Here is a 16,699-nt window from a genome sequence, read left to right on the forward strand (position 1 = left end):
CGGTAGCCGGTTAGGACAATTTCGTAACGCCAGTTAACCGTTTCGCCGTTTTTTGGTCTTAGGAAAAAGACCATGAAACGCATCATTGTTATCGCCGACCGTGCAGCGTCCGTGTCGCTGAAGCTGCTTGTCGCGCTCAACGTCCTGTTTTTCCTGTCCTTCCTGGCTGTCCTTTTATTCGCGGCCGGCAGGGCGCATGCGGAAATGCCGACCTGCACCGGCGCCGACATGTTGTCGGCCCTGCAGAAGAACAGCCCAGCCACCTACAGCAAGATCGAGGCGGACGCCGCCGCCACGCTCAATGGTAAGGGCCTGTTGTGGAAACTGGAGAAATCAGGCGAACAGCCGTCCTACCTATTTGGCACCATGCACATGACCGACCAACGTGTCACCACGCTGCCGCCGCAAGCGCAGAAGGCCTTCGATGCATCAGGCACCCTCATCATCGAAACCACTGATGTGCTCGATAAGCAGAAGATGATGACGGCGATGCTCAAGGAGCCTGATCTGATGATGTTCACGGACTCCACGACGCTGTCGTCATTGCTGTCGCCGGACGAAGCGGCGGCGATGAATGCGGCACTCGACGCGCGCGGCATTCCGCCGGCAACGGTCGCCAAGATGAAGCCCTGGATGTTGTCGGCCATGATGGCGCTTCCGGCTTGCGAACTCGCCCGCCAGTCCGGCGGAGCGCCGGTGCTCGACGTCAAGCTGGCGGAGAGCGCCAAGGCGGCCGGCAAGCCGGTGGAAGGGTTGGAAACGGCCGAGAGCCAGTTGCGCGCCATGGCCTCGCTACCGCTCGCCTTTCACATGAAGGGTCTGGTCGACACGCTGAAACTGGGCGACAAGGTCAACGATATCAACGAGACCATGATCGTGCTCTACCAGCGCGGCGACACCGGCATGTTCTGGCCGCTGTTCCGCGCCGCCATGCCGGAAGAGCAGAACGACGCCGCGGGCTATGCGGCCTTCGAGGAAACCATGATCACTAGCCGCAACAAGGTGATGGTCGACCACGCCGGACCGATCCTGGCCAAGGGCAATGCCTTCATGGCGGTCGGCGCCCTGCACCTTCCCGGTCCAGAGGGGCTGGTCGAAGATTTCCGCAAAGCCGGTTATACTGTCACCGCCGTCAATTGAGTCGGATGGCAGCGGAGGGAACCAAGCGCCGCGTTTCCGGCGTTTTCCTCCCCTAGCGTGAAACCCATTCAACGGTTGCGCGTTGATGGATGTTGATTGATCATTTTCATTTTCTCGGAGGACAGATTTATGGCGAACGCACCAAATCCAAACGACCCGTACAATTCGACCACCAATGCTCCACGGCCGAGCGGCGGCGGCAGCACTTGGCTGATTGCGCTGGTCGTGGTCATCCTGGCGGTTGTAGCGTATTACGTTTTCGGAAGAAGAGGTGAACATCCGGCACCCGCCGAGCCACCGGCCGCCAGCACACCGGCCCCGGCGCCCGCACCGGCTGAACCGATGAAGCCTGCTGAACCGGCCAAGCCAGCCGAACCTGCTCCCGCCCCGGCTCCAGCTCCAGCTCCAGCACCCGCTCCTGCGCCAGCACCCGCGCCAGCCCCGGCTCCGGCACCCGCGCCAGCCCCGGCGCCAGCACCCGCCCAGTAAGCGGCTCAGTGCCAAATCCGAGACGGCCCGCTGAAAAGCGGGCCGTCTTGTTTTGGAGCATGCGGCAACCCGGACGGGAACTGCCTCTACGGGATACCGTCAATGGCAGTGCCGCCCCTCATTGCCCTGCCGGGCATTTCTCCCCGTAAACGGGGAGAAAGAGGCTGGTGCCAGCGCCGGCGCTTCTTCCTTGCAACGCTGACAATTGGCGAAACCGCCGACGACAGCGTCCTTCTCCCCGTTCACGGGAAGAAGATGGCGGCAGCCAGATGAGGGGCAGCGCGACGCTGACAAACTCTTGCGAGCGCCACGGAGCAGGACGGGCGAAGCATGGCCCGGCGAACCGTTGCCCCTAGATATGGATCGGCTTGAAGAAGGTCGCCAGCGCCGCTTCCTTCACCGCTTCCGACATCGTCGGATGTGCGTGGCAGGTGCGGGCGAGGTCCTCCGACGAGCCGCCGAACTCCATCAGCACCGCCGCCTCATGGATCATTTCGCCGGCGCCGAAGCCGACGATATGCACGCCGAGCACGCGGTCGCTGGCCTTGTCGGCCAGGATCTTCACAAAACCGTCCGTGTGCAGCATGGCGCGTGCCCGGCCATTGGCGCTGAACGGAAACTTGCCCACCTTGTAGTCGATGCCGGCCTTCTTCAGCTCTTCCTCGGTCTTGCCGACCGAGGCGATTTCCGGGCTGGTATAGACGACGCTCGGAATGACGTCGTAGTTCACATGGCCGGCCTGGCCGGCAATGGTTTCGGCCACCGCCATGCCCTCGTCCTCGGCCTTGTGCGCCAGCATCGGTCCGGCGATGACGTCGCCGATGGCATAGATGCCAGGCATATTGGTCCTGAGATGACCGTCGGTCTTGACCCGGCCACGCTCGTCGACCTCTACTCCGGCCTCCTTGAGGCCGAGACTGTCGGCATAGGCGCGGCGGCCGGTGGCGATCAGCACGACGTCGGCCTCGATCGTCTCGGCCGCCCCACCCTTGACCGGCTCGAAGGTGACGCTGGCGCCCTTCTTGGCCTTGGCGACGCCGGTGACCTTGGCGCCGAGCTTGAACTCGAAACCCTGCTTGGAGAGCAGCCGCTGGAACTGCTTGGAGACCTCGCCGTCCATGCCGCCGAGGATCGTGTCCAGGAATTCGACGACCGTGACCTTGGCGCCAAGCCGTGCCCAGACCGAGCCGAGCTCGAGCCCGATGACGCCGCCGCCGACCACCAGGAGATGGCCGGGAACCTTTTCCAGCGACAGCGCGCCTGTCGACGACACGATCACCTTTTCGTCGAAATCGACCTTGACGCCGGGAATGCCGGCGACGTCGGAGCCGGTGGCGATGACGATGTTCTTCGTCTCGATCTCCTCGACCTTGCCGTCCTCGCCGGTCACCGACACCTTGCCGGCCGAAATCACCTTGCCGGTGCCGCGAAAGGAGTCGATCTTGTTCTTCTTGAACAGGAAGGCGACGCCGTTGACGTTCGACGCCACGGTCGTGTCCTTGTGCGTCATCATCTTCTTCAGATTGAGCTTCGGTGCCGGTATCTCGACGCCCAGCGTATCGAAGGAATGGCCAGCCTCGGCGAACATCTCGGAGGCATGAAGCAGCGCCTTGGACGGGATGCAGCCGATATTGAGGCAGGTGCCGCCGAAGGTTGCGTTCTTCTCGACCACCGCGACCTTCAGCCCGAGCTGTGCCGCCTTGATGGCGCAGACATAGCCGCCCGGTCCCGATCCGATAATAACGACGTCATAAGCCATCCATGTTTTCCTTTTGCTTGGCGCTCAGCGGCCGCCGCTTACGTTCAGGATCGCGCCCGTTATATAGGAAGCCGCATCCGACAGAAGGTAGAGAACCGCGCTTGCGACTTCATCGGCCGTGCCCGCCCGCTTCATCGGCAGCATGTCCTGCATCCGCGCCACGCGATCGGGCTGGCCGCCGGAGGCATGGATTTCAGTGTCGGTGATGCCGGGGCTGACCGCATTGACGCGGATGCCCTCCAGCGCCACCTCGCGCGCCAGGCCGACGGTCATGGTGTCGATCGCGCCCTTGGAGGCGGCGTAGTCGACATATTCGCCGGGCGAACCGAGCCTGGCGGCGGCGGACGAGATGTTGACGATCGCCCCGCCCTTGCCGCCGTGGCGTGTCGACATGCGCTTCACCGCCTCGCGGGCGCAGAGAAACGAACCGACGACGTTGATGCGCATCATGCGTTCGAGCCGTTCAGCGCTCATCTCGTCGATACGAGCCTTGACGTCGACGATGCCGGCATTGTTGACGAACGCGTCGAGCCCGCCGCAGGCGCGATCGACTGCGCCGAACATGGCCATGATATCGGCCTCGCTGCCGACATCGGCTTTGAGGGCAAACGCCTCGCCGCCGCCGGCTTCGATCTCGGCGACCAGCGCCTCGGCGGCAGCCTTGTTCGAGGCGTAGTTCACCGCGACGCGATAGCCGGCCTTCGACCCGAGCCGACAAATCGCCGCGCCAATGCCGCGGCTGCCTCCGGTGACCAGCAGAACCTTCCCGCTCATTCCTGGCATCCCTTCAGGGCAAATACATCCGACGGCACTTTCGAAAAGCCGCCGCCGCCAAAGGCGCGGGATTGCCGCAGCACCGGCCCGAGGTCAGCCAGGACCAGGGTTTTCGGCGCCTCGATGCCTTCGGCCGGCAAAAGCCCAATATTGCCCTTGTCGTCAGACGTGTAGATGACGCCATTCCACAGCGTGCAGGCGGCAAGCTCCTGGCCGGTGGCATCGCCCTCCGGGCATTTGTACATCAAGGAACCGTTCGGCCGAGGAACCCCTTGCGTCCACATGACGATGCCGTTCAGCACGACATTGTTGTCGAGGATCAACCGAAACGTGTTGGTGACGGTCGCCGAGGTACCGGCCGGCGTGAAATCGATCTCGGCGCCGCTCGTCTCGGCACCGCCTTGGGCATCACCATAGATGGCAAGCTCGATCGGGCAGGTGGCGAAGGCTGTCGAGCCGGTGAACAGGATCGCTGGCACCCCAGCGGCACATTTGATCATGAGGGATGCCAGCGCGTTGCGTTGCATTATAGCGGCCTAGTGGCTTTCGCGGCCGTCGGCGTTTTCCAGCACGCCGAAATCCGTCATCAAAAGCAACGGCTCGCCGGCCGCATTCAATCCCCAGAAAGACGGATAGATCCCGTCACCCCAACCACTCCAGAACATCGCAACGTTGATCGGGTTACCAGCAACGGGATAGTGCATGACGAACCGGTCCTGGTTGGGCGCGAACTCGGTTGCGAGCACGTCGTCATAGTAATTCTGGTCGGCCTCAAGTTTGTCTTGCTGATCCGACATCAACGCCATCGCCATCCTGTCCATGAACGAACCAAGGCCGGCATCGACGGGATAGCCAAATACCTCGTCGCCCTTCAAGGTCGATGCATCCTGGCCGGGCAAGGTTGCCAGTTCCCAGCGAATTGGCTTGCCGGGCCGGAAACACAGGACTGCCGCGGCAACACGGCCTTGTGCCTCAAGCAGCGAGACCGGGTAGCGCCCCGGTTTGATCTTGCGGCTCAATGCTGGCCAGTCGATTCCGGTAGTCAGCGGATCGCAGGCGATGATTTCGCCTGTCGGCAAATTCAACTCGCCGATCGCTGTGACGGTTATCTCTCGCTCCGCCATTTGCGCTTCGCTCAGGTCGAAGAGGCCGAGATTGCTGCTCGCTTGCGCCGGATTCCATTCGGCCGACGCGGTCGGCATGGTCATGGAAGTCCAGGGCTCACGCCGCAACATCCGCAGCACACGGCCTAGCCTGAACCCTAACTCCTCTACCCAGTTGCCCATTGCGGATCAGCTCCGATCACAGATCGAGCACCAGCCGTTCCGGATCCTCCAGGCTTTCCTTGACCCGCACCAGGAAGGTCACCGCTTCCTTGCCGTCGACGATGCGGTGATCGTAGCTGAGCGCCAGATACATCATCGGCCGGATGACGATCTGGCCGCCGACCACGACCGGCCGGTCCTGGATCTTGTGCATGCCGAGGATGCCCGACTGCGGCGCATTGAGGATCGGCGTCGACATCAGCGACCCGTAGACGCCACCGTTGGAAATGGTGAACGTGCCGCCCTGCATGTCCGCGACCGACAGCTTGCCGTCGCGCGCGGCGATACCCAGCCGGCCGATCTCCTTTTCGATCTCGGCGATCGACATCTGGTCGGCATCGCGCACCACCGGCACGACAAGCCCCTTCTCGGTGCCGACGGCGACGCCGACATGGGCGAAGTTCTTGTAGATGATGTCGGTGCCGTCGACCTCGGCGTTGACCGCCGGGATTTCCTTCAGCGCGTGGGTGACGGCCTTGGTGAAGAAGCCCATGAAGCCGAGTTTCACCCCATGCTTCTTCTCGAACACGTCCTTGTACTTGGTCCGGAGCGCCATTACCGCGCTCATGTCGACCTCGTTGAAGGTGGTCAGCATGGCGGCGGTCGACTGCGCTTCCTTGAGCCGGCGCGCGATGGTCTGGCGCAGCTTGGTCATGCGCACGCGCTCCTCGCGTGATGCATCGTCTCCCGAGGATGGCGCGCGGGCGGCGACAGGGGCGGCGGGAGCCGGTGCCGCCTTCGGTGTCTCTGCCGGCTGCGATGGCGCCCCCTTGGAGATGGCGTCGAGCACGTCGCCCTTCAGCACCTGGCCGCGCTTGCCCGAGCCGGAAAGCTGGTCGACCGACAGATTGTTCTCGGCGATCAGTTTCGCAGCCGCCGGCGCCGGCGGCATGGTGCGAGGCTCGACCGGCCCGGCATCGCCGGCGATCTTGGCGGTCTCGGCGGCGGCCTGCTTGGTGGTCTGCGCCGCGTCGGGGCTCGACGCCTGCGCCACGGCCTGCGGCTTGGCCGCCGGCGCGGCCGCGCCTCCAGCCGAAATCGAGCCCAGCAATGCGCCGACGCCGACCGTCTCACCTTCCTTGGCCGTGATTTCGCCAAGCGTGCCGGCGGCGGCGGCCGGAACCTCGACCGTCACCTTGTCGGTTTCGAGCTCGACCAGCGGCTCGTCGACGGCAATGGCATCGCCGACCTTTTTGAACCATTTGCCGATGGTCGCCTCGGTGACGGATTCGCCGAGAGTGGGGACGCGGATTTCGGTAGCCATTGTGCCTGTCCGTTGTTCCTGAGGTCTATTCGCCAAGCGCGTCTTCGAGCAAGGCGGCGAGCTGGGCAAGGTGCTTCGACATCAATCCGGTCGCAGGCGACGCGGCCGCCGGTCGGCCGGTGTAGCGCACCCGCTGATGCTTGGCGTCGATATGCGCCAGCACCCATTCCAGATACGGGTCGATGAACGACCAGGCGCCCATGTTCTTGGGCTCCTCCTGGCACCACACCATCTCGGCATTGCGGAAGCGCGACAATTCGGTGATCAGCGCCTTGGCCGGGAACGGATAGAGCTGTTCGACGCGCAGCAGGTAGATGTCATTGATGCCGCGCTTCTCGCGCTCCTCGTAGAGGTCGTAATAGACCTTGCCCGAACACAGCACGACGCGGCGGATCTTGCTGTCCTTGACCAGCTTGATCGCCTGGTTCGGCAACAGCTGGGCGTCATCCCACAGCAGCCGGTGGAACGAGCTTTCGCCCGACATTTCCGGCAGCGTCGACACCGCCCGCTTGTGACGCAGCAGCGACTTCGGCGTCATCAGGATCAGCGGCTTGCGGAAGTCGCGCTTCAGTTGCCGGCGCAGGATGTGGAAATAGTTAGCCGGCGTCGTACAATTCGCCACCTGCATGTTGTCTTCGGCGCAAAGCTGCAGGAAGCGCTCCAGCCTGGCCGAGGAATGTTCCGGGCCCTGGCCTTCATAGCCATGCGGCAGCAGGCAGACGAGGCCCGACATTCTGAGCCACTTGCGCTCGCCCGACGAGATGAACTGGTCGAACACCACCTGAGCGCCGTTGGCGAAGTCGCCGAACTGCGCTTCCCACAGGGTCAGCGCCTTCGGTTCGGCCAGGCTGTAGCCATATTCAAAGCCCAGCACCGCCTCTTCCGACAGCATCGAATTGATGACTTCGTAGCCGGCTTGCGCCGCCGACAGATTGTTCAGCGGGATGTAGCGGGTCTCGTCACGCTGGTCGTAGAGCACGGAATGGCGCTGCGAGAAGGTGCCGCGTTCGGAATCCTGCCCCGACAGGCGGATCGGATTGCCGTCCAGCAGGATGGCGCCGAAAGCCAGCGCCTCGGCCGTCGACCAGTCGATGCCTTCGCCGGACTCGATCGCCTCGCGGCGATTCTCAAGGAAGCGGATGATCGTCTTGTGCGCCTCGAAGCCCTTCGGCACCTCGGCCAGCTTCTTGCCGATTTCCTTCAGCGTCTTGACCGGCACGGCGGTCTTGCCGCGCCTTTGCTCATCCTGATTGTCGGCCGTGCGCAGGCCCGACCAGGCGCCGTCCAGCCAGTCGGCCTTGTTGGGCTTGTAGTGCTGGCCGACTTCCCATTCGGATTCCAGATGCGCGCGCCAGTCGGCCTTCATCTTGTCGAATTCGGCCTGGGCGATGTGGCCTTCGGCGATCAGGCGGTCGGCATAGATCTGCACCGTCGTCTTGTGGGTGCGAATGTTGCGGTACATGATCGGCTGCGTGAAGGCCGGTTCGTCACCCTCATTGTGGCCGAAGCGGCGGTAGCAGAACATATCCACGACCACCGGCTTGTGGAACTTCATGCGGAACTCGATCGCCACCTTGGTGGCATGGACCACGGCTTCCGGGTCGTCGCCATTGACGTGGAAGATCGGCGCCTCGATCATCTTGGCTACGTCTGACGGATAGGGCGACGAGCGCGAGAAGCGCGGATTGGTGGTGAAGCCGATCTGGTTGTTGATGATGAAATGCAGCGTGCCGGCGACGCGGTGGCCGCGCAGGCCGGACAGGCCGAGGATTTCGGCGATCACGCCCTGGCCGGCGAAGGCGGCGTCGCCGTGCAGGAGCAGAGGCAGCACCTTGGCCCGCTCCTCCAGCGGCACGATCTCCTCGCGGCCGCGGCCGAACAGATAATCCTGCTTGGCGCGCGCCTTGCCCATCACCACCGGGTCGACGATTTCCAGGTGGGACGGGTTGGCGGTCAAGGACAGATGCACCTTGTTGCCGTCGAACTCGCGATCCGACGAGGCGCCGAGATGGTACTTGACGTCGCCCGAGCCCTCGACCTCGTCGGGGGCGGCCGAACCGCCCTTGAACTCGTGGAAGATGGCGCGATGGGGCTTCGCCATCACCTGGGAGAGCACGTTGAGGCGGCCACGATGGGCCATGCCGAGCACGATTTCCTTCAGGCCGAGCTGGCCGCCGCGCTTGACGATCTGCTCCAGCGCCGGGATCAGCGATTCACCACCGTCGAGGCCGAAGCGCTTGGTGCCCTTGTACTTGACGTCGATGAACTGCTCGAAGCCTTCCGCCTCGACCAGCTTCGACAGAATCGCCTTCTTGCCGGCGGCGGTGAACGAGATTTCCTTGTCGGCGCCCTCGATGCGCGCCTGGATCCAGGCCTTCTCCTCGGGATCGGAAATGTGCATGAACTCGACGCCCAGCGTCGAGCAATAGGTGCGGGTCAATATCTCCAGCATCTGCCGGATGGTGCCGAATTCGAGCCCGAGCACATTGTCGAGGAAGATCGGCCGGTCGTAATCGGCTGCGGTGAAGCCGTAATTCTCCGGCGACAGCTCGTTATAATCCTCGAGCGGCTTGGCGATGCCGAGCGGGTCGAGATTGGCGTGCAGATGGCCGCGCATGCGGAAGGCGCGGATCATCATGATGGCGCGCACCGAATCGCGCGTCGCCTGGTGCACGTCGGCGTCGGACAGCACGACGCCGTTGGTGACCGCCTTGTCCTTGACCTTCTTTTCCAGGTGCTTTTCGACGATGCCCCAATTGCCGTCGAGCGCCGACACCAGTTCGCCATTGGCCTGCAGCGGCCAGGAGGGCTTGGCCCAGGACGCACCCTTGGCGTTCTTGCGCACATCGCCGGCATCGTCCTTCAGCCCGGCGAAGAACTCCTGCCACTCGGGATTGACCGAGGCGGGATCGTCCTCATACGCCGCGTAGAGCGCGTCGATGTAGTCGGCGTTACCGCCATAGAGGAAAGAGGTGAGCGAAAACTGATCGTTGGCCTGATCTTGTCGTGCCATGTGATTGTCGAAGCCTTGGCTTCGTCTCCTTTTCAAGGGGAATAGTGAGTAGTCGGTAGTGAGTAGAAAAATGGAAATTTCCGACTCAGCGACTACTCATACGTTCTTCCCTTTTCACTACTCACTATTGACTACTCACTAACCCTTGATCGCCTCGACCAGTGTCGTGCCAAGCCGTGCCGGCGATGGCGAAACTTTTATGCCGGCCGATTCCATCGCCGCGATCTTGTCTTCCGCGCCGCCCTTGCCGCCGGAGATGACCGCGCCCGCATGGCCCATGGTGCGGCCGGCCGGCGCCGTGCGCCCGGCGATGAAGCCGGCCATCGGCTTGCTGCGGCCACGCTTGGCTTCGTCCTTGAGGAACTGCGCGGCGTCTTCCTCCGCCGAACCGCCGATCTCGCCGATCATGATGATCGACTTGGTCTCGTCGTCGGCGAGGAACATCTCGAGCACGTCGATGAACTCGGTGCCCTTGACGGGGTCGCCGCCGATGCCGACGGCTGTCGTCTGGCCGAGACCGACATTGGTGGTCTGGAACACCGCCTCATAGGTAAGCGTTCCCGAGCGCGATACAACGCCGACCGAACCCTTGCGGAAGATGTTTCCGGGCATGATGCCGATCTTGCATTCGTCGGGGGTGAGCACGCCCGGACAGTTCGGACCGATCAGTCGCGAGGTCGAGCGGTCGAGCCGCGCCTTGACCCTGACCATGTCCATGACGGGAATGCCTTCGGTGATGCAGACGATCAGCGGGATCTCTGCCTCGATAGCTTCAATGATGGCTTCGGCAGCACCCGCCGGCGGCACATAAACGACGGACGCATTGGCGCCGGTCTTTTCCTTGCCTTCGGCGACACTGGCGAAGATCGGCAAGGTCTCGCCCTTGGCGCCGGTCCAGGTCTCGCCGCCCTTCTTCGGGTGGATGCCGCCGACCATTTTGGTGCCGTGATAGGCCAGCGCCTGTTCGGTGTGGAACGTGCCGGTCTTGCCGGTCAGGCCTTGCACCAGCACCTTGGTGTTCTTGTCGACGAGAATGGACATCGGAGCCCTTTTCTAAAAACCGTTGATCGAGGAAGGCGAGACGCGCCGGTAGATGCCGCTCACCATGTCTTGCCAGGCATCGCTGCCAGCGGGTTTGAAGTGCAGTCGCATGCGGTAGGTGTCGGCATCGTCGAAGATATAAGCCACGCGCGCCGAGCCACGCGGTGACGACCGATCCAGAGTGAGTTCGTCGCCGTTCCAGGCACCGGACGCAGGCAAGGCCGGCACGAACCCCGTCGAGTCGAACTGGTGCATGGTCACGACGCTGTTTTGCTGGTCGAATCCGAACACGGTGTGCGCGCCGAAGGACACCGTGCCGTCGCGGCGCTGGCGATAGCGCTGCAGCACGAACAGGCCGCCGAACTGCGCCTCCGCCAGCACATCCGCGGTCGCCGTGCCGGCGTCGGTCCATTGCGTGCCCGCCACCTCTTCCTCGCCGCGCCACGCGCCGATCAGCGCCTGCAGGCGCTGATGACCGGACGAGAGCGAAGAGAAGGATGCGGCGTTCATGGTCAGAGCCGCTTCAGGTCAGAGACGGTGAGGTCGCTCTTGGCATTGCCGGTGTTGAGCGTCGTCGCCGGCTCGAACATCAACACCACCGGCTCCGCCGTGAGCGATCGCGGCCTATGCTCGACGCCGCGCGGCACGACGATGAAATCGCCCTCGCCAAGCTCGACGGGACCGTCACGGAAATCAATGGCAATGCGCCCGCGCAGCACGAGAAAGGCCTCGTCCTCATGGTCATGCGCGTGCCAATCGAAAACCTCACCGAACTTGGCGACCTTCGCCTGGCTGTCGTTCACGTCGCCGGCAATATGCGGATCGAAGACCTTGCTGATCTTCCGGTCCGCCGCCTCGACCAGGTTTATCTTGCGCGGGGGCATCCGCTCAGCCCTTCACCGCCTTGACGATCTTCTTGGCGGCATCGTCCAGATCATCGGCCGAGACGACATTCAAGCCGCTGTCATTGATGATCTTCTTGCCGAGCTCGGCATTGGTGCCTTCCAGGCGCACCACCAGCGGCACTTTCAGCCCGACTTCCTTGACCGCGGCGATCACCCCCTCGGCGATGATGTCGCACTTCATGATGCCGCCGAAGATGTTGATCAGGATGCCTTCGACGGCCGGATCCTTGGTGATGATCTTGAACGCCGCCGTCACCTTCTCCTTCGACGCACCGCCGCCGACATCGAGGAAATTAGCCGGCTCAGCGCCGTAGAGCTTGATGATGTCCATCGTCGCCATGGCAAGCCCGGCGCCGTTGACCATGCAGCCGATATTGCCGTCGAGCGCGACATAGGCGAGGTCGTATTTCGACGCCTCGATCTCCTTCTCGTCCTCTTCGGTGGTGTCGCGCAGCTCCATCAGGTCGGGATGGCGGAACAGCGCGTTGTTATCGAACGACACCTTGGCGTCGAGCACGCGCAGCCGGCCGTTCTTCATGACGATCAGCGGATTGACCTCGAGCAGGCTCATGTCCTTCTCGACGAATGCCTTGTAGAGGATCGGGAACAGTGTGGCGCCATCGGTGGCCGCATCGCCGTCGAGCTTCAAAGCGTCGTTCAGCTTCTCCACGTCGTCCGCCGTCACGCCCTTTTCGGGATCGATGGCGACGGTGATGATCTTCTCCGGCGTGTCATGCGCGACCGCCTCGATGTCCATGCCGCCCTCGGTCGAGACGACGAAGGCGATCCGGCCGACCGAGCGGTCGACCAGGATGGACAGATAGAGCTCGCGCTCAATGTCGGCGCCGTCCTCGATATAGAGCCGGTTGACCTGCTTGCCGGCCGGGCCAGTCTGCTTGGTCACCAGCGTGTGGCCGAGCATCTCATTGGCGTTGGCGACCACTTCGGCCACCGACTTCGCCAGCCGAACGCCGCCCTTGGCGTCGGGGCCGAGTTCAGTGAATTTGCCCTTGCCGCGGCCGCCGGCATGGATCTGGCTCTTTACCACATAGAGCGGGCCGGGCAGCGCTTGTGCCGCGGCTTCCGCCTCGCTTACCTTGAACACCGGCACGCCTTCGGCCACCGGCGCGCCAAAGCTCTTCAGCAGCGCCTTGCCCTGATATTCATGGATGTTCATGGGGAACTGTCTCCAGATCGTTTTGGCGGGGTTTACTTCGAGGCGAGTTGCGGCGCGATCTTGACGCAGGCCTCGGTCAGGCCCTGCACCGCCGCCACTGAACTGTCGAACATCTTCTGCTCGGCCTTCGACAGGTCGATCTCGATGATGCGCTCGACACCGCCGGCGCCGATCACCACGGGAACGCCGACATAGGTGCCCTTGACGCCATACTGGCCGGAGAGGTGCGCCGCGCATGGCAGCACGCGCTTCTTGTCCTTCAGATAGGCTTCCGCCATCGAAATCGCCGAGGCCGCGGGCGCGTAGTAGGCTGAGCCGGTCTTGAGCAGGCCGACGATCTCGGCGCCGCCGTCGCGGGTGCGCTGCACGATCTGGTCGAGCTTCTCCTTCGAGGTCCAGCCCATCTTGACGAGGTCGGGCAGCGGGATGCCGGCGACCGTCGAATAGCGGATCATCGGCACCATGGAATCGCCGTGGCCACCCAGCACGAAGGCGGTGACGTCCTCGACCGAGACCTTGAATTCCTCGGCCAGGAAATAGCGGAAGCGCGAAGAGTCGAGCACGCCGGCCATGCCCACCACGTGGGTCTTGGGCAGGCCGGAAAACTTCTGCAGCGCCCAGACCATGGCGTCGAGCGGGTTGGTGATGCAGATGACGAAAGCCTTCGGCGCGTACTTCTTCAAGCCGGCGCCGACCTGTTCCATGACCTTCAGATTGATGCCGAGCAGGTCGTCGCGGCTCATGCCCGGCTTGCGCGGCACGCCGGCGGTGACGATGCAGACATCGGCACCCTCGATGCCGGCATAGTCGTTGACGCCGGTCAGCCGGGAGTCAAAACCATCGACCGGCGACGACTGCGCGATATCGAGCCCCTTGCCCTGCGGAATGCCCTCGGCGATATCGAACAGCACCACGTCGCCAAGGTCCTTGAGGCCGATCATGTGGGCGAGCGTGCCGCCGATCATGCCCGAGCCGATAAGCGCTATCTTGTTGCGTGCCATGTGAGGATGATGTCCCTTTGTCTGTGACTGCGCCCAAATCTTTGACGACTTGATGACGGCGTCGAGGAAGAGGCTGGAAGGATGCGGGAACCGCGAAATTTCGCCGCACCCATAGCCTCGGCGCAAGATAAATTCAACCGATTATTTTGAAGCGAGCATTTTCAATCGGTTAGACCAGTTGGGACTTACGTAAACGTCAAAGTTCACAAGCCGTTTGAGGGAATTTACACAATGACGATCGAGATCAGAAGGCTCTTTCCCAGCGATGACGCCCTTGTGATACGGATGGCCGGCGAGGTGTTCGATGAGCCGGTGGGGCCCGATCGCCTTGCCAGCTATCTCGCGCAATCGGGCTATTTCATGATCATGGCCGTGGCCGAGGGCGCTGTCGTCGGCCGATGCGCGGCGGTCATCCATCCGACAAGCCGGCCGAACTCTACATCGGCGAGGTCGGCGTCTCGCCAGCTTTCCAGCGCCAGGGCATCGCCCGAAAAATGCTTGACGCCGTGTTCGCGATCGGCAGGGAAAATGGCTGCGAGGAGGCTTGGGTCGGCACCGAGCCGGACAATCTTCCGGCGCGGGCGCTTCATGAATCGCGGAAGGAACGGCGTGGCGAGGCGGAGAGTTTTGTGATGTACGTGTATCAGCTGTAGTTCTGATGCTGGCGGGATAGAGGGGGGTGGGACGGAACGCGACAGACCGGCTTTTGATGTCTACGCCTGCGCCCGCCCCGCTTCCGCCGGTATCGTCCGCGCCTTCCGCCGCTCCGCCCAATCCTCCAGCCAGTCGCGGCTTTGCATCTCGATAAGCCGTGACGCCGTGCGTTCGAACTCGAACACCTCGACACCGCGTTTGGCCACGTAAAGCTCTTGCGGCGGCGCCTCGGCGCTCACCACCAGCCGGACATGGTGGTCGTAGAGCGTGTCGATCAAGAGGATGAAGCGCTTGGCTTCATTGCGCTTGCCTTCGCCCAGCACCGGCACATGATCGATGAAGACGGTCGAGAAACGCCCGGCGATGGCCAGGAAATCGCGCGCGCCGAGCGGCTTTTCGCAGAGGTCGGCGAAGGAAAACCGCGCCGCGTCGCCGGCTGCGGCCGGCACCGCCACTTGCCGTCCCTTCAGCGTGAGCGATGTCGCCGCTGTCGGCGCGCCGCGCGTCATCGTCCGCCAGGCCTCGTCGAGCGCCCGGTCGGCCGCGGCATTGGCCGGCGTGACATAGACCGGCGTGCGGGCAAGCTTTTCCAGTCGATAGTCCTTGTCGCTGTCGAGCGACAGCACCTGCGCGTGTCGTTCCAGAATGCCGATGAAGGGCAGGAAGAGCTGGCGGTTGAGCCCGTCGCTGTAGAGGTCTTCCGGCGCCACGTTCGAGGTGGCGACCAGCACCACGCCATTGGTGAACAGCGCCGAAAACAGCCTGGACAGGATCATCGCGTCGGCAATGTCGGTGACCGAGAACTCGTCGAAGCACAGCACCCAGGCCTGCTCGGCGAGCGCCTTGGCCACGGGCGGGATCGGATCGTCTTCCCTGACGTCGCCGTTCTTGCGCGCCTGCCGGTGCTTCTGGATGCGGTCCTGCACCTCGGCCATGAAGTCGTTGAAATGGACGCGGCGCTTGCGCCTGACCGGCACCAGCTCGAAGAACATGTCCATCAGCATGGTCTTGCCGCGGCCGACACCGCCATGGATGTAGAGGCCCTTGACGGCCGCATGCGTGTCGCGCTTGCGGGCAAACAGCCAGCCCAGCGCACTGGATTTTTGCGCCAGCCGCTTGGCCGAGATCTCGTCGATCAATCGGTCGAGCGCGGCGGCGATTCTCTCTTGCGCAGCATCGCGCCCGATCACGCCGGTTTCCACCAGATGGTCGTAGCGCTGCCTGACGGTCACATGGGTCTGGAGGCCGTCGCGCAGATGCATCGGTCACGTCGTTTGTTCAGAGCAGGATGCTCCGGGGAGGACTAGGTGTGTTGAGATTCAGGTCAGGCCGAGCCGAGAATGTCGGCTTTCGAGAACCGGAGCGGAGCGTACTTTTGGGTACGTGAGCACCGGAAGCGCAGAAAGCCGCCGTTCGCAGGCCGGCATCACCTGAATATCGGCACACTAGCTACCTTGTAAGCGAAATCGGCTGGCCATTGGAAGTCTGGCCGTCGAATTTCGAGCCGCCCGAGGAATAGAGCCGCGCCAGCGAGCCGCCATTCTCGTCATAAAGCGTCAGCTGCTTGCCGGTGACGTTCCACGACTTGATGCCGTCGATCGGCGCCGGGCAGTGCAGCGGCCCGGCGCGGAAGCCGGCGCCGAACTTGGTCTGCGGCGTCGCGATCTTGCAGCTCTGGCCGGAAACGCTGGCGTTCCACACGCCCGCGACGCTTGCCGCGCTAAGGTCCGCGGCACCGGCGGGCGCGGAGCCGTCCGGCGGCAGCGAAGCCACCTGCGTATTCTGCGGCGCGGTCGGGAATTGCGACGGATCGGTGGTGCCGGGCGAAGCCGGCGGCGGCAGTTGGTTGGAGGTCACCTGGCCGGAAGGCGCCGGCTGCAGCGGCGCTGGCTGCTGTTCGTCCATCGACGAGAATCGCGAGGTCGTGCAGCCGCTTGCAAAAAGGGCAGCCAGGGATACGGCCGCCAGGCCGCTTTTCGAAAAATTCATTACCACCTCCGTCGGATCCGGCTGGGGGGAACGCCGTCCGCGCAATCTCACCTCCACCAAAATGGAGAAGGTGGCGAAATTTCAACCCGATATGGTTAAAATAGGGTTTGCAGCAAGATTTGTTGCAGATTTATCACATAATGCGTGTCGCCAAAAATGCGCAGCGGT

At 63.3% G+C, this 16,699-nt stretch carries 16 protein-coding genes; 2 read left to right on the forward strand and 14 right to left on the reverse strand.

The window, feature by feature from the left end; all coding sequences use genetic code 11:
- Positions 1–72: 72 nt before the first annotated feature.
- The gene (locus FJ930_RS13825; RefSeq protein ID WP_141838337.1) at positions 73–1,140 is read left to right on the forward strand and encodes a TraB/GumN family protein; all 1,068 of its coding nucleotides are present in this window, start codon (positions 73–75) and stop codon (positions 1,138–1,140) included.
- Positions 1,141–1,208: 68 nt separating this feature from the next.
- Here the strand turns inward: FJ930_RS13825 and FJ930_RS30100 are convergent, their stop codons facing one another.
- The 12 genes from FJ930_RS30100 to mdh form a co-directional block, all read right to left on the reverse strand.
- Complete coding sequence (locus FJ930_RS30100; protein WP_181176283.1) at positions 1,209–1,373, reverse strand: hypothetical protein; 165 nt, start codon at positions 1,371–1,373, stop codon at positions 1,209–1,211.
- Positions 1,374–1,981: 608 nt separating this feature from the next.
- Positions 1,982–3,388 carry a dihydrolipoyl dehydrogenase gene (lpdA, locus tag FJ930_RS13835; RefSeq protein ID WP_141838339.1) on the reverse strand — a complete coding sequence of 469 codons (1,407 nt, stop codon included), beginning with the start codon at positions 3,386–3,388 and terminating at the stop codon, positions 1,982–1,984.
- A 24-nt stretch (positions 3,389–3,412) separates the two neighbouring features.
- Positions 3,413–4,162: an SDR family oxidoreductase gene (locus FJ930_RS13840; RefSeq protein ID WP_141838341.1), complete on the reverse strand. Its 750-nt coding sequence runs from the start codon at positions 4,160–4,162 to the stop codon at positions 3,413–3,415.
- Entirely contained in the window at positions 4,159–4,662 is a 504-nt protein-coding gene (locus FJ930_RS13845; protein ID WP_141838343.1) for a hypothetical protein, read from the reverse strand. The genes FJ930_RS13840 and FJ930_RS13845 overlap by 4 nt, the downstream gene beginning before the upstream one ends.
- Before the next feature lie 36 nt (positions 4,663–4,698).
- On the reverse strand, positions 4,699–5,370 hold the full coding sequence (locus FJ930_RS13850) for a DUF4241 domain-containing protein (RefSeq protein ID WP_246676912.1): 672 nt from the start codon (positions 5,368–5,370) through the stop codon (positions 4,699–4,701).
- Positions 5,371–5,464: 94 nt separating this feature from the next.
- Positions 5,465–6,751: a 2-oxoglutarate dehydrogenase complex dihydrolipoyllysine-residue succinyltransferase gene (odhB, locus tag FJ930_RS13855; RefSeq protein WP_141838347.1), complete on the reverse strand. Its 1,287-nt coding sequence runs from the start codon at positions 6,749–6,751 to the stop codon at positions 5,465–5,467.
- Between the two features lie 25 nt (positions 6,752–6,776).
- A complete protein-coding gene (locus tag FJ930_RS13860; RefSeq protein WP_141838349.1) occupies positions 6,777–9,764 on the reverse strand; it encodes a 2-oxoglutarate dehydrogenase E1 component in 2,988 nt (995 codons plus the stop codon).
- Positions 9,765–9,902: 138 nt separating this feature from the next.
- Positions 9,903–10,805: a succinate--CoA ligase subunit alpha gene (gene sucD, locus FJ930_RS13865; protein ID WP_140740184.1), complete on the reverse strand. Its 903-nt coding sequence runs from the start codon at positions 10,803–10,805 to the stop codon at positions 9,903–9,905.
- 12 nt (positions 10,806–10,817) lie between these two features.
- On the reverse strand, positions 10,818–11,315 hold the full coding sequence (locus FJ930_RS13870) for a DUF1579 family protein (protein ID WP_140740187.1): 498 nt from the start codon (positions 11,313–11,315) through the stop codon (positions 10,818–10,820).
- Positions 11,316–11,317: 2 nt separating this feature from the next.
- Positions 11,318–11,689, reverse strand: a complete 372-nt coding sequence (locus FJ930_RS13875) for a cupin domain-containing protein (RefSeq protein ID WP_141838350.1) — start codon at positions 11,687–11,689, stop codon at positions 11,318–11,320.
- A gap of 4 nt (positions 11,690–11,693) precedes the next feature.
- Positions 11,694–12,887: an ADP-forming succinate--CoA ligase subunit beta gene (sucC, locus tag FJ930_RS13880; protein WP_141838352.1), complete on the reverse strand. Its 1,194-nt coding sequence runs from the start codon at positions 12,885–12,887 to the stop codon at positions 11,694–11,696.
- A gap of 32 nt (positions 12,888–12,919) precedes the next feature.
- Positions 12,920–13,888, reverse strand: a complete 969-nt coding sequence (gene mdh, locus FJ930_RS13885; protein ID WP_140612906.1) for a malate dehydrogenase — start codon at positions 13,886–13,888, stop codon at positions 12,920–12,922.
- A gap of 398 nt (positions 13,889–14,286) precedes the next feature.
- On the opposite strand from mdh, the gene FJ930_RS30475 reads away from it, so the two are divergent.
- The gene (locus FJ930_RS30475) at positions 14,287–14,541 is read left to right on the forward strand and encodes a GNAT family N-acetyltransferase (RefSeq protein WP_246676913.1); all 255 of its coding nucleotides are present in this window, start codon (positions 14,287–14,289) and stop codon (positions 14,539–14,541) included.
- A gap of 60 nt (positions 14,542–14,601) precedes the next feature.
- On the opposite strand, the gene zapE is transcribed toward FJ930_RS30475, so the two are convergent.
- Together zapE and FJ930_RS13900 are read right to left on the reverse strand one after the other, a co-directional pair.
- The gene (gene zapE / locus FJ930_RS13895; RefSeq protein WP_141838354.1) at positions 14,602–15,804 is read right to left on the reverse strand and encodes a cell division protein ZapE; all 1,203 of its coding nucleotides are present in this window, start codon (positions 15,802–15,804) and stop codon (positions 14,602–14,604) included.
- 187 nt (positions 15,805–15,991) lie between these two features.
- Positions 15,992–16,531, reverse strand: coding sequence for a protease inhibitor Inh/omp19 family protein (locus FJ930_RS13900; protein WP_140740199.1), 540 nt, complete (start codon positions 16,529–16,531; stop codon positions 15,992–15,994).
- Between the last annotated feature and the right edge of the window lie 168 nt (positions 16,532–16,699).

Origin of the sequence: Mesorhizobium sp. B2-4-15 (assembly GCF_006658505.1) — a bacterium.
Lineage (GTDB): Bacteria > Pseudomonadota > Alphaproteobacteria > Rhizobiales > Rhizobiaceae > Mesorhizobium.